Origin of the sequence: Kribbella sp. (genome assembly GCF_035687465.1) — a bacterium.
Classification (GTDB): domain Bacteria; phylum Actinomycetota; class Actinomycetes; order Propionibacteriales; family Kribbellaceae; genus Kribbella.
In genome coordinates, this window is sequence record NZ_DASRXP010000121.1 from 1 (window position 1) to 11,934 (window position 11,934).

Here is an 11,934-nt window from a genome sequence, read left to right on the forward strand (position 1 = left end):
GCTCGGCCAGCCGGGCGAAGTCCTCCAGGCCGAGCCGGGCCGGCCGTGTCAGCTGGTAGGTCATCGCCGCCTCCTCGGGTCGAACTTCGATGTCCCGGCGAGCTCTTCGAAGAGTCGCTCCTCCTCGCGGCTGAGCCGGTGCGGCACCATCAACTTCACCTCGGCGTACAGATCTCCGGCCTTCCCCCGCGGGTTCGGCAGGCCGCGGCCCTTCAGCCGCAACCGGCGGCCGGTCGAGGTGCCTTTCGGGACTTTCACCTTGGCCTCGCCACCGGGGGTATCGATGGTCACGGAAGCACCGAGCGCGCCCTCCCAGGCGGCCAACGGCAAGTCGACCGACACGTCGCGCGCATCCAGCCGGTAGCGGGGATGGTCGGCGATCCGCACGACGAGGTACAGGTCACCCGCGGCTGCTCCTCCGGTGCCCTGACCGCCTTGGCCGGAGAGGCGGATCCGTTGCCCGCTCACGACCCCGGCGGGGATGGTGACGTTGACGGTGCGTTCTCCGTCCGGCCCGGCCAGGCGCAGCGCCCGGCTACCGCCGCGATAGGCGTCCTCGACGGTCAGCTCCAGCTCGACCTCGTGGTCGGAGCCGGGGATCGGTCCCCAGCTCCGCCTCCCGCGCCCGCCGAAGAGGCCGCCCAGCAGGTCGTCGAGGTCGATCCCCTCGGCCGACCCGGTGCTGTACCGCACGCCACTGTCGGAGAACCCGCCGTCCCAGGACGACCGGCTCTGCCCGCGGCCCGCCCGGGACCGTCCCCAGGTGGCCGGGTCGGCATCCTCCGGCACCCGGCGGAAGTCGGCGCCGAAGGCGTCATAGCGCTGCCGCGTCTTCGGGTCGGACAGCACGTCGTACGCCTCGGAGATCTCCTTGAAGCGTTCCTCCGCGGCCGGGTCCTTGTTGACGTCCGGGTGGTAGGTGCGGGCCAGCTTGCGGTACGCCCGTTGGATGTCGTCGGCGCTCGCATCCCGCGAGACCCCCAGGATCGAGTAGAAGTCAGCCGCCATCAGCGCGGCTCCGTCGCGACGATGACGGCCGCGGGACGGAGCACCTGCCCCTCGTCGCCGTACCTGGACCGGAGCACCTGCACTACCGTGCCGGGCTTCTCGTCCGACGTCGCCACCGTACCGACCGCCTCGTGCAGCCTGGGGTCGAATGTCGCGCCCCGGTCGGCGAACCGCGGGTAGCCGAGCTCCGCGACCAGGGCCAGCGCCTGGTCGCGGATCGCTCGGACCCCGGCGACTACCGCGTCGGCATCGGCATCGGCGTGCTCCAGCGCGAGCTCCAGGTTGTCGATCACGGGCAACCAACGGTTCAGCACTCGGGCCCGCTCGTCCGCGCGGTGCTGTGCCGCCTCCAGCGCGGACCGCTTGCGCAGGTTGTCCAGCTCGGCCGCCGTCCGGCGCCACCGATCGTCCAGCTCCGCCAGTCGTTTCTCGTCGGCCGACGGCTCCGGTGGAGCCGCATCCGGCTGGTCCCCGGCCCCACCATCGGCTGGCGTAGGTTCGTGGGTCCGGCCGGGCGCGGACGTCGTACCGGCCCTGCCTGCTTCCTGGTCAGGCATCGGGATCAGCTCGTCGAGAACTCGGCGTCGATCACGTCGTCGGCCCCGCCGTCCCCGCTGCCGGCATCGGACTGACCGGGTGCCGCACCCTGGGGCGGTGGGGCCGACCCGATGTTCAGCGCCTGGGCGAGCTGCTGCAGCTCCGCCGTCAGGGCCCGGAGACGCTCCAGCGGGGTCTCCTGGTCCTTCAGGGCCTCGCGGGCGTCGCCGACCAGGAGCTCGGCCCGGGAGCGGTCGTGCTCGGCCACCGCGTCGCCGCGATCGGCCAGCAGCTTCTCGACCTGGTAGGCGGCCGAGTCCAGTGTGTTCCGGGCATCGACCAGCTCGCGCAGCCTGCTGTCCTCGCTCCGGTGGGTCTCGGCGTCCGCGATCATCCGCTCGACCTCGGACTGGTCCAGGTTGGACGTCTCGCTGATGGTGACCTTCTGCTCGGCTCCGGTGTCCTTGTCCCTCGCGGACACGTGCAGGATGCCGTTCGCGTCGATGTCGAAGGTGACCTCGATCTGCGGTACGCCGCGCGGTGCCGGCCGGATGTTCTCCAGCCGGAAGCGAGCCAGCACGCGGTTGTCCGCGGCCATCTCACGCTCGCCCTGCAGGACCACCACGTCCACCGCGGTCTGATTGTCATCAGCCGTGCTGAACACCTCGGTCCGGCGGGCCGGGATGGTGGTGTTGCGCTCGATGACCTTTGTCATCACGCCACCCATCGTTTCCAGACCGAGTGACAACGGCGTCACGTCGAGCAGCAGGACGTCCTTGACCTCGCCCTTGATGATCGCGGCCTGGACGGCGGCGCCGATGGCGACCACCTCGTCCGGGTTCACCGTCATGTTCGGGTCCTTGCCACCGGTCAGCCGGCGAACCAGCTGCTGGACAGCCGGGATCCGGGTCGAACCGCCGACCAGGATGACCTCGTCGATGTCGTTCGCCGTCATCTTGGCGTCGGCCATCGCCTGCTGAACGGGCCCGAGGCAACGTTCGGACAGGTCGCCGGTCAGCTGTTCGAAGGTGGACCGCATCAGGGTTGTGTTGAGGTGTTGCGGACCTTGGGCGTTGGCGGTGATGAACGGCAGGCTGATCGTCGTCTGGGTGACCGAGGACAGCTCGATCTTCGCCTTCTCCGCGGCCTCGAACAGCCGCTGCAAGGCCTGCGGGTCCTGGCGCAGATCCACGCCGACCTCGCGCTGGAACTCGTCGGCCAGGTGGTCGACGATCCGGCGGTCGAAGTCGTCGCCGCCCAGGTGGGTGTCGCCGGCCGTGGCCCTGACCTCCACGACGCCGTCGCCGACCGTCAGCACGCTGACGTCGAAGGTGCCGCCGCCCAGGTCGAACACCAGGATCGTCTCGTTCTCCAGCTTGTCCATCCCGTACGCGAGCGCCGCGGCAGTCGGCTCGTTGATGATCCGCAGCACCTCCAGGCCGGCGATCCGGCCCGCGTCCTTGGTGGCTTGACGTTGGGCGTCGTTGAAGTACGCCGGCACCGTGATGACGGCCTCGGTGACCTTCTCACCGAGGAACTTCCCGGCGTCCTCGACCAGCTTGCGCAGTACCAACGCGGAGATCTCCTCGGGGGCGTGCAGCTTGTCACGGATCTTGAACCGGACCGCTCCGTCCGGCCCGGCAACGACGTCGTACGAGACCGTGGAGAGCTCCGAGGCGACCTCGTCGAACTTGCGGCCGATGAAGCGCTTCGCGGACGAGATGGTGCCCTTCGGATTCAGCACGGACTGCCGGCGGGCCAGCTGCCCGACCAGCCGCTCGCCGGAATCGGTGAACGCCACCACCGACGGCGTGGTCCGGGCCCCTTCGGCATTCGGTACGACGGTGGGCTGGCCGCCCTCCATCGCGGCGATCACCGAGTTGGTCGTCCCTAGGTCGATGCCAACCGCCTTCGCCATGTCTGCCTCCTGATGATCTTCGGGCGAGCCTTCGCGAGCACTGCCAACCTCATTCACGACCGAGGTCAGCACATCCCTAGAACTGGTGGTTCTGCGCGTCTGGCCGTTACTTGGCGGGGCGGACCGGCAGCTGGCTGAGCATCTCGATCGCGCGAGCTGCGTCGGAGGGTGTGCAGTAGATGTCGAAGCGGGTTGCCACTGTCGCCCCGACTGCGGCGAAGTCACGCTCGCCGAACGTCAGCAGGTGCGCGATGAATCCCCAGATCGCACCGAACACCGCGCCGTACAGCAGGCCCCAGCCGATGATGATCAAGACGGCGGTGCCGGAGTCAGTGAACAGCGACAGCAGGAGGCCGACCAGCCCACCGAACCAAGCGCCGGTCCCCGCACCGGCCAGTGCGGCCTTCCACTTCGTCAACCGGCCGAGGACTCGCTCGACCTGTTTGAGGTCCGATCCGACGATTGTGAGGTGTTCCACCGGGAACCCGTTGTCGGAGAGGTAGTCCACCGCGCGTTGCGCGTCCGCATAGCTGGTGTAGGAACCGATGGACTGACCCCGGACGAGTTCATCCGGCCCCTGAGGCGTGATCATGATGCTCCTCTCTGCTGGTCGTCACCACGCTTCCGTCCGGGCCCCGGCGGCACATCCCTGGTTCGAGGGGTATCTCAGCGACACGAGCCGAGCCCTTCGAACAATCCGAGCCGCAGCGCCTTGGTCCGTGCGAAGGCGCCGCCGCGGTCCAGCCGGTCACCCGCCTGCGAGTAGCTGCCGGCCACCATCGTGGCCAGCACCTCGTCGACGTCACCGGGCGACAGCAAGGACTGCTCGAGACCGTTCCCGGCGAGAGCCGCGATCCAGACGCCGGTGAAGCAGTCGCGCTGCAGTCCCGCCGTCCTCCCCTCGGTCGGCAGGCCGGCCTGGGTCTGCGCGGCGAGGCCCCAGGCGTCGCTCAGCGCCGTCCCAGTGGCCAGGTCACCGATCAGCTGATGGGCTTGGGCCAGAGCGGGAACCACCCAGAACACGGCATTCATGTCGGCGCAGTAGCCGGACGCTGCCTCGATGACACAGCCGGACTCCGGCGGACTGTTCACCGGCCGACGGGACGGGCGATCGAACGACTCCCCCGGTACGACGACCGGGAGTGCTTTGGGCCAGAAGACATCCAGGCTTCCGGCCAGGAAGGGGACCGCCTCGGCGAGCGGCAGGTTGCCGCCCGTCCGGGCCTCGCTCACCGTCCGGAACGGTAGCTCGGTCGTCACCGCCCGGCCGTCCGGGAAGCCGGCACATTCACCGGCGCCTTGCTCGTAGCCGGTCTGGAACGCGTTCACCCGGTCGAAGCCGAGGCCGTGCGCTTGCGCGTTCGTCGCCGAGGTGCCCGGCTGGTCCCGCAACGTCAGAACCGTGCTGACGGCAGAGTCCAGGGCACCATCACCCAGACCGACCGGGTCGTCGTCCGACGTTTCGGCGTACCGGACCCAGGCACCCGCGAAACAGTCGGCCTGCAACTCGATCACCACCGACGGGGCCTCCACCGCCGCCCGGCGCTGGACGGCGTGGCCCATCTCGTGAGCCAGCACCACAGCCGCGGCGATCCCACCGAAGGCGTTGTTGAGATCGGGGAACAGTTGCGCGGCGTCCCAGGCGATGTAGTCGTCGTTCCCATCACCGCAGTAGAACGCGTTGCCCTTCAGATCGTCGTAGGTCTGACGCTTGCCGCCGCAACTGAACGGTGGGCTCTGCGGGGTCTTCGGCTGGAACCCACCCCGTAGCTGGATGAACTCGCGTCCATAGACCTCCGGCAGCTGCCCGGTCCAGAAATCGTTGAGACTGCTCTGGGTCGCCGTCGTGGCCGGCGCCAGCTGGGCGGCGTTGCGACTGAGCATGACCTGAGCCGCCGATCGCTTGTCGTCACGCGTCACCACCGTGACCCCGACCAGGACGGCCACCACCGCGACCACAGCCATCAGTACGACGGAGCTGGCTCCGGTCTGCCGCCGCCGGTGGTCGGCACGCCGCGCACTCATGGAAGACGTCGATTCATCGTCATCCTCCTCGTATATCGCCAGGCCGGCGCGTATCGCGTCCCCCGAACAGGTGGTCGATCCGTCAGTCGTCGCTGGTCGGCTCGTGCGTCAGGACGACCCTTGCCAGCTCGACCCGGGATCGGAGGTCGAGCTTGCGAAAGGCGTGCCGCAGATGGGATTCGACTGTGTGGCGCGACAGCGAGAGCTCGTCCGCGATCAGGCGGTTGGTCAGTCCACTGGCGGCCAGTCGTGCGACGCGAAGCTCGGCGCCGGTCAGACTCTCCCATCCGAACGCGGGTCGCGGCGCGGCCGGCCTGTCAGCGTGCGCGGCAAGGCCAGGATCATCGATGCTCTGAAGCTCCAGCGCGACCCGCGTCTGGTGCAGCGCGGCGGCCGCGTGTCCGCCGGCTCCCAAGGTCTCGGCCAGTTGGAAACGCAGCCGTGCCTCGAGCTCGGCGGGCAGGGCGGATTGCAGGCTCCTCTCGGCCAGAGCCTCGCCCTCCTCGCTCCGCCCTGCCCGTAAGAGCAGACCAACGGCCTCCGCCACTCGCTCGGACCGGCGCAGCTCGGTGGGCGGCATCAGCTCCACGGCTCGCAGCCGGAGATCCGCCGCCGTCCCGGGCGCGCCGGGGGCCACCTCATCCGAGGCCTGGACGAGCAGGGCCACCGCACGGGCATCGCCTACGTCGCCCCCCTTGGCCAGATGGGCCGCGGCCTCGACCGGTGATCCGACGGAGAACAAGGCCTCCGCGGCTTCGCGGTGCAGCGTCTTGCGTGCGCTCAGCGGCAGCGCGCCGTACAGCGCCTCGCGGAGCAGGCCGGTGTGGAAGCCGAGCTGTGCGCCGTCCTCCACCAGGAGATCCGAGCCAAGCGCTTCGTGGACCGGCGGCAACAGCTCCGCGACCGTTCGGCGGAGAACCAGCGCGACACACCGCAGGTCGAAGAACTGGCCGAAGATCGACGCGACCTCCAGCAACTGCCGGGTCAGCGGACTGACCGAGGCCAGCACTCCGCTGAGCCGCTGGTACACATAACCAGACGTCCCGCCGGGGAGGAGCCGCGCCTGCCCGGTGTCGATCACCAGTTCGTCCTGCTCGGCCAGCGTCCTCAGTAGTTCCATCACCATGAACGGGTTGCCATCGCACTTGTCCAGCAGTTCGAGCAGGGCCTTGTCCGGTGCGGCACCCAGCAAATCTGTGGTCACTGCGACGACCGCACCGGCTGACAGTGGCGCAAGCCGGATGGTAGTGGCACCGCCGGCGATCAGGTTGGCCATCAAACCGTTCAGCGGCGGCGTGGACGGCCACGGGCGCCGGCTCAGCAGCCACATGACCGGACTACCTGCCAGCAAGTCCGTGATGGACTGTACGGCGAGCAACGTCGATGGGTCGGCCCACTGAAGGTCGTCGAGAATGATCAGGATCGGTCGGCTGGGACCTCTGTCGCGGAGAGTCACCGTGATGCGCTCGATCAGCCGGGACCGGTCATATTCCAGCGGGTAGGCCGTCCCCGGCTCCTGGTCGTCCCCGATCAGCTGCATCGTCCCGTGCACGGCCGCCAGCAACGGAGCAAGGGGCAACAGCCGACGCAGTTCGTCGGCTCCGCCTCGGGCTACGTCGATCCCGACGCGGTGGGCCCACTTGGCTGCCTCCTGCAGAAGCCTGCTTTTGCCAAGCCCCGCAGCCCCCTCCACCAGTAGTACGCCCCCTCGCCCGGCCGCGACCGCCTCGATCGATTGGCTGAGCCGCCGGACGTCGGCATCGCGTCCGCGCAACGGCGTGGTGTCCATGCTGCCCTCGCTCGGCATGATCACCCGCCGGCGCTAGCTGGAACGGCGGAGACTGGCGTAGGCCGTGACTGGCGTCGCTGCAACGACGCCGGCCCGGCCAGCGCGGATCTGTTCCTGCTCGATGGAGAGCCGGGTCAGCTCGACCCGGGACGAGACGCCGAGCTTGCGATAGACCTTGCGCAGATGGAAGGAGACGGTGTGCGGCGACAGGAAGAGCCGCTTCGCCGCCTCCCGGTTGGTCAGTCCTTGGGCCACCAGCCCGGCCACCGTCCGCTCAGAGTCCGTCAGCCGGTCCCAGCCTGCCCTCGTCTGCTTCGGACTCGTCAAAGCCTCCGTTCTCCGGCTGCCGGTCGAGGCCACCGGGGACCGCGACAGCCGCCCTCTCGACTGACTGCACAGGGCGCTCCGGACAGCTGCCGGAACACGTTGGGCCACCGATTGCCGGACCAGGTCGTGCTGGAAGGTCAGCACGTCCTTCCCCACGCTCGTGAGCAGGTCACTGGCGACGATCTCGCGGACAGGTGCCAGCAGTCGCTCGGCCGGCCACCCGAGTACCTCGGCCAGATCGCCCACGGCGAACGACGGCTCCAGGAACGCCGCAATCTCGAGGAGATTGTGCGCGACCGGGCTGAGGCGCTCCAACCACACGTCGATCACCTCCTCCACACGCTGTGGCGATTGCCCGGAGATCAGCCGCGCCCGGCCGCCGGCGATGGCGACGGCACCCTCGTCGCGCAGCCCGTCCAGGAGTGCGACCAGCAACTGCGGGTTGCCGGCCGCACCTTTCGCCAGGGACAGCAGGTCGAGGTCGGGCTGGGCCCGCAGGATGTCGGAGATGACGTCGGCCACCACATCGGGCGGCAACGGACCGAGCTCGACCCGAACCGCACCCAGTTGCTGCCAGTCCTCGAACAGCCGGTCGGCGGCGGGATCCCCGGCCCCCCACCGACGAACCAGCACCCAGCCGACGGGCTGGCCTGCCAATCGGGCGGGTAAGGCTCGCATTGCCGCCACCGTCGTTTCGTCAGCACATTGCAGGTCATCCAGGGTGATCAAGGTCGGTCCGCGCGCCATCCGCTCGCCGACCCGTGAGGCTGCCTTCTCAAGGCAGGCATCCAGGTCCGTCCGGGGGACCGGGGTGCGTCCTTCGAGGACGCCGTGCGATGCCGATTCCAGCCCGGCGAACAATGGGGCCTCCTGCGGTACCTCGGCCGGCCGAGCTCTCGCGAGACTGAACCCGTGATCGGTGGCACTGTCCTCGGCCGCCGTCAGCAGCCGGGTCTTGCCGATCCCCGGAGCACCGTCCACCAACATGATCCCGCCTCGCCCGATCGCCGCCGAGTCGAGCAGGCCGAGGACCGACTCCCACTCCCGTGCCCGCCCTCGGAGGCGAGCCGGCCCGACAGGGCCCACCGCCATGGAACACATCCGACGTCTCCTTGTCGATCATCGTGCTGGAGGTCGACGGCCGGCAGACGACCTGGGCGATTTCTGTGTGTTCGTGGGACTCCTGACTCCGCGAGGTGCGTCAACGGCACCGGTAGTTCGAGCCTCTCTCCACAGGCTCACGACATGCCAGGCTTGGCGAGGTACTGGCGAAGCCAACCGCAGGTGCCGAGCAGCTGGCGAGCCCTGAACTCATTCAGCGGCGGGCGGTACGAGCGTGATCCCGTCCAAAGTGATCTGGAACTCCCTGACCCCGGCCTCGTGGTCGGTGGCCCTGGTCTTCAGCACGGTCAGCGTGCGGCTCATCACGTCGGTGAAGCCGGCATACTGCAGCAGGACCACATTGTCGGCGAGGTGCGATGCCGCGATGTCGGTGAGCCGGGACACTCCGAACAGGTCCGGGAGCTCGTACGTCATCATCATGCTGGTCCCGCGCCGCGACGACCTGTGCAGGAGTGAGTAGACGTACTCCCTGAACCGGGTCTCGTCAGGTGCGGCGGCCTGTAGATCTCCCAGGCTGTCCAGGAGCACTCGACTCGCACCAGTGGCCTCGATCGCGGCCAGCAGCTCGTACACCCACTCGTCGACGTGCAGATCGACGGGGCTGCGGTACATCAGCGTGAGGTTCTCGGCCTCCAGGGTCCACCCGAACCGCGAGACGGTCCGCTCCAGTTGCGACGGGTCCTCCTGCATCGTCGCGATCAGGGCACGCTCCCCCTGCTGGACGGCGTGGAACACGAAGTGCAGCCCCATCAGGGTCTTCCCGATCCCGGTGGGTCCGGCCACCAGGGTCGACGCCCCCGGCCAGTACCCGTCCTCGAGCAGGTCGTCGAGCGCCTGGATACCCGATGGAACCCGTTCCGAACGCAGCACGTAGTCGCTCGAGTCGCCGGCGTCCGCCAGCCTCGGGTAGACCATCATTCCGTCTGCTGACAGACGGTAGGCGTGCTTGCCGGGCCGGAATCCCCCGCCGCGAACCTTGTGGACCTGCAGGGCGCGGAAGCTGCGTTGGCCGGAATGGACGGTGCCCAGCGCGATGATCGCGTCGGCCACGGCGAACTCGGGGGCACGGAGGATGTCTTCCTCCTCGTACTCCCCGACCCACAGTGAGGTGACCGGGAAGGCGCTCAGCATGCCGGCCAGGTCGTGCAGGAAGCGACGGAAGCCGCTGCTCCGGTCGGCGTAGGGATGCATCGCCCGGAAGCTGTCGATCACGATGATCGACGGCTGACGTTCCCGGATGAGATCGCGCAGGCGTTCCAGCACGCCTTTCAGCGCGTGGTCTCGCAGCGTCACCCCGAGGTCTTCGTACCAAACCGTCCGGCCGACCGAGCGCGCGTCGAAGAAGGACAGCGTCTGGCCGTAGCGAAGGATCTTCTCCAGTGGTTCGGAGACCGTCGACAAGTACAGCGCAGGCCGCTCGGGACTCGCGTTGGCAAACACCCACTGCTGCGCGAGGATCGTCTTACCGGAGCCGGGAGCTCCGACCAACAGAATGATGGCGTCGCGAGGCATCCCTCCCCCCAGGACCAGATCGAGGGGCCCTGATCCCGACGTCATCCGCTCGGTCATTGGTCAGACTTCGCGAGCAGGGCACCCCGTCCCAACAGGTCCTGGACGACGGAGATCAGCGCGGGCGGCTTGAGCGGCTTCAGCAGGAAGGCAGCGGCGCCGGCCGCCAGCGCGTCATCGCCGATGGCGAACGTCGAGATCGCGAGCACGGCGATGTCGAGTTGCTCGCGCAACCTGGCGCACAGCCGCAGCCCGCGCCCACCAGAGATCAGCAGGTCGACGACCGCGAGATCCGGGGTGTTCCGCATCGTTTCGGCGATCGCCTGCTCGACGGTGGTGGCGACCGCGACGTCGTACCCTGCCTGCCGGAGGAAGTACTCAGAGAAGTCGGCGGCATACGGATCCCGCTCGACCAGCAGGATCAGCGACCCGCTCCTGTCCGGGACCTGCGCGCCATCCAGCGGTACCCCACTGACCAAGCGCAGCTGGAGCAGGCGGTAGGCGTCGCTTGGTGAGAGACCGGTGGATACCCGATCGCCGACGAACCGCAGTTGCTCCACCTGCAACCGGGAGTACAGCCGATGACCGGCCGGGCTGCGCTCCGGTACCACGATCGCGTAGCGGTCCTCCCACGTGCGCAGCGTTGCTGCCGGGATATCGAGCATCCGCGCGAGAGCGCCGATGCTGTAGACAGGTTGATTCTCCATGCGCCGAGATGCTCCCCGTTTGTCGGAGCGTCTTACGATCGACCGGCGGTCAGGAGACGATCGCCAAGGATGCCCTCACCTGGCCGTACGTGATGAGAGGACCCATGTCACGCCACGGGTGGACTTGTGTTTGACCGAAACGTTACACCCGACGCTCGGCGGTGACCGTCGGTTTGCCAGTGCAAACGGCTAGGCAACGATCGCACCGTCCCGAGAGCCGACTACGTGATTCCGGGATGCCCGGCCGGGAGCGGTTCGCGACGCTGGGCATCCCGGGCCCGGAGCAACCTCTCCGTGGCCACACTGCAGAGGAGACAGGTGGCACAACATGCTGATGCGATTCGATCCCTTCCGTGAGCTGGCTTTCCGTGAGCTCGACCGGATGACCCAGGCAATGAACGAGCAAGGTGGTGGCCTTCAGCAGCGAACGATGCCGATGGACGCCTATCGCGATGGCGACCGGTTCATCGTCCACTTCGACCTTCCCGGTGTCGATCGCGGGTCGATCGATCTCACTGCTGAGAAGAACGTTCTCACCGTGCGCGCCGAGCGGACCTGGAAGCCCGGCGAAGGGCAGGAAGTCGTCGTCGCCGAACGACCGCAGGGAACCTTCACCCGGCAACTCTTCCTCGGTGACAGCCTCGACATCGACCGTATCGCCGCGACGTACGACCAGGGTGTGCTGAGCCTTGCCATCCCGGTGGCCGAGCAGGCCAAGCCCCGCCGGGTCGAGATCACCGAGAGCTCGAACACCCAGCCGGCCATCAGCTCGGCCAACTGAGTCGGGCCGCTGACGTACCGCCATGACGACCCCCCAGGGGCTGCGTCCCGTACCGGGTCCCATCCGGAGTACCGTGCCGGCCCGGCTCGACCGCCTGCCGTGGAGCCGTTTCCACTGGCGGGTCGTCATCGCGCTGGGCATCACGTGGGTGCTGGACGGTATCGAGATCACGGTCGCCGGCACGATCGCCGACCGGCTGCGCGATCAGGAC

At 68.6% G+C, this 11,934-nt stretch carries 10 protein-coding genes and 1 pseudogene; 2 read left to right on the forward strand and 9 right to left on the reverse strand.

Going from position 1 to position 11,934, the window contains the following annotated elements; translation table 11 throughout:
- Positions 1-60: 60 nt before the first annotated feature.
- The 9 genes from VFG33_RS06230 to VFG33_RS06270 form a co-directional block, all read right to left on the reverse strand.
- Positions 61-1,008: a DnaJ C-terminal domain-containing protein gene (locus tag VFG33_RS06230; protein WP_325023341.1), complete on the reverse strand. Its 948-nt coding sequence runs from the start codon at positions 1,006-1,008 to the stop codon at positions 61-63.
- The gene (locus VFG33_RS06235; RefSeq protein WP_325023343.1) at positions 1,008-1,565 is read right to left on the reverse strand and encodes a nucleotide exchange factor GrpE; all 558 of its coding nucleotides are present in this window, start codon (positions 1,563-1,565) and stop codon (positions 1,008-1,010) included. Before VFG33_RS06235 ends, VFG33_RS06230 begins: the two co-directional genes overlap by 1 nt.
- Before the next feature lie 5 nt (positions 1,566-1,570).
- Positions 1,571-3,463: a molecular chaperone DnaK gene (gene dnaK, locus VFG33_RS06240; RefSeq protein WP_325023345.1), complete on the reverse strand. Its 1,893-nt coding sequence runs from the start codon at positions 3,461-3,463 to the stop codon at positions 1,571-1,573.
- A gap of 106 nt (positions 3,464-3,569) precedes the next feature.
- Positions 3,570-4,055, reverse strand: coding sequence for a YflT domain-containing protein (locus tag VFG33_RS06245; protein WP_325023347.1), 486 nt, complete (start codon positions 4,053-4,055; stop codon positions 3,570-3,572).
- Positions 4,056-4,129: 74 nt separating this feature from the next.
- Positions 4,130-5,488: a neutral zinc metallopeptidase gene (locus VFG33_RS06250; RefSeq protein WP_325023349.1), complete on the reverse strand. Its 1,359-nt coding sequence runs from the start codon at positions 5,486-5,488 to the stop codon at positions 4,130-4,132.
- Between the two features lie 82 nt (positions 5,489-5,570).
- Entirely contained in the window at positions 5,571-7,295 is a 1,725-nt protein-coding gene (locus tag VFG33_RS06255; protein WP_325023359.1) for a helix-turn-helix transcriptional regulator, read from the reverse strand.
- Positions 7,296-7,310: 15 nt separating this feature from the next.
- Complete coding sequence (locus VFG33_RS06260; protein WP_325023351.1) at positions 7,311-8,696, reverse strand: helix-turn-helix transcriptional regulator; 1,386 nt, start codon at positions 8,694-8,696, stop codon at positions 7,311-7,313.
- A gap of 219 nt (positions 8,697-8,915) precedes the next feature.
- On the reverse strand, positions 8,916-10,295 hold the full coding sequence (locus tag VFG33_RS06265; protein ID WP_325023353.1) for a DUF7125 family protein: 1,380 nt from the start codon (positions 10,293-10,295) through the stop codon (positions 8,916-8,918).
- The gene (locus VFG33_RS06270) at positions 10,292-10,942 is read right to left on the reverse strand and encodes a response regulator (RefSeq protein WP_325023355.1); all 651 of its coding nucleotides are present in this window, start codon (positions 10,940-10,942) and stop codon (positions 10,292-10,294) included. Before VFG33_RS06270 ends, VFG33_RS06265 begins: the two co-directional genes overlap by 4 nt.
- A 328-nt stretch (positions 10,943-11,270) precedes the next feature.
- Here VFG33_RS06270 and VFG33_RS06275 point away from each other — a divergent pair, with 328 nt between their 5' ends.
- Both VFG33_RS06275 and VFG33_RS06280 read left to right on the forward strand, forming a co-directional pair.
- Positions 11,271-11,723: an Hsp20/alpha crystallin family protein gene (locus VFG33_RS06275; protein WP_325023357.1), complete on the forward strand. Its 453-nt coding sequence runs from the start codon at positions 11,271-11,273 to the stop codon at positions 11,721-11,723.
- Between the two features lie 22 nt (positions 11,724-11,745).
- Positions 11,746-11,934 (forward strand): annotated as a pseudogene (locus VFG33_RS06280) (hypothetical protein); the annotation flags it as partial.

What these genes read in the sequence shown, in the direction of transcription:
- VFG33_RS06230 (WP_325023341.1), bottom strand. Translation starts at nt 1,008, where the DNA reads ATGGCGGCTGACTTCTACTCGATCCTGGGGGTCTCGCGGGATGCGAGC.
- VFG33_RS06235 (WP_325023343.1), bottom strand. Translation starts at nt 1,565, where the DNA reads ATGCCTGACCAGGAAGCAGGCAGGGCCGGTACGACGTCCGCGCCCGGC.
- dnaK (WP_325023345.1), bottom strand. Translation starts at nt 3,463, where the DNA reads ATGGCGAAGGCGGTTGGCATCGACCTAGGGACGACCAACTCGGTGATC.
- VFG33_RS06245 (WP_325023347.1), bottom strand. Translation starts at nt 4,055, where the DNA reads ATGATCACGCCTCAGGGGCCGGATGAACTCGTCCGGGGTCAGTCCATC.
- VFG33_RS06250 (WP_325023349.1), bottom strand. Translation starts at nt 5,488, where the DNA reads ATGAGTGCGCGGCGTGCCGACCACCGGCGGCGGCAGACCGGAGCCAGC.
- VFG33_RS06255 (WP_325023359.1), bottom strand. Translation starts at nt 7,295, where the DNA reads ATGCCGAGCGAGGGCAGCATGGACACCACGCCGTTGCGCGGACGCGAT.
- VFG33_RS06260 (WP_325023351.1), bottom strand. Translation starts at nt 8,696, where the DNA reads ATGGCGGTGGGCCCTGTCGGGCCGGCTCGCCTCCGAGGGCGGGCACGG.
- VFG33_RS06265 (WP_325023353.1), bottom strand. Translation starts at nt 10,295, where the DNA reads ATGACCGAGCGGATGACGTCGGGATCAGGGCCCCTCGATCTGGTCCTG.
- VFG33_RS06270 (WP_325023355.1), bottom strand. Translation starts at nt 10,942, where the DNA reads ATGGAGAATCAACCTGTCTACAGCATCGGCGCTCTCGCGCGGATGCTC.
- VFG33_RS06275 (WP_325023357.1), top strand. Translation starts at nt 11,271, where the DNA reads ATGCTGATGCGATTCGATCCCTTCCGTGAGCTGGCTTTCCGTGAGCTC.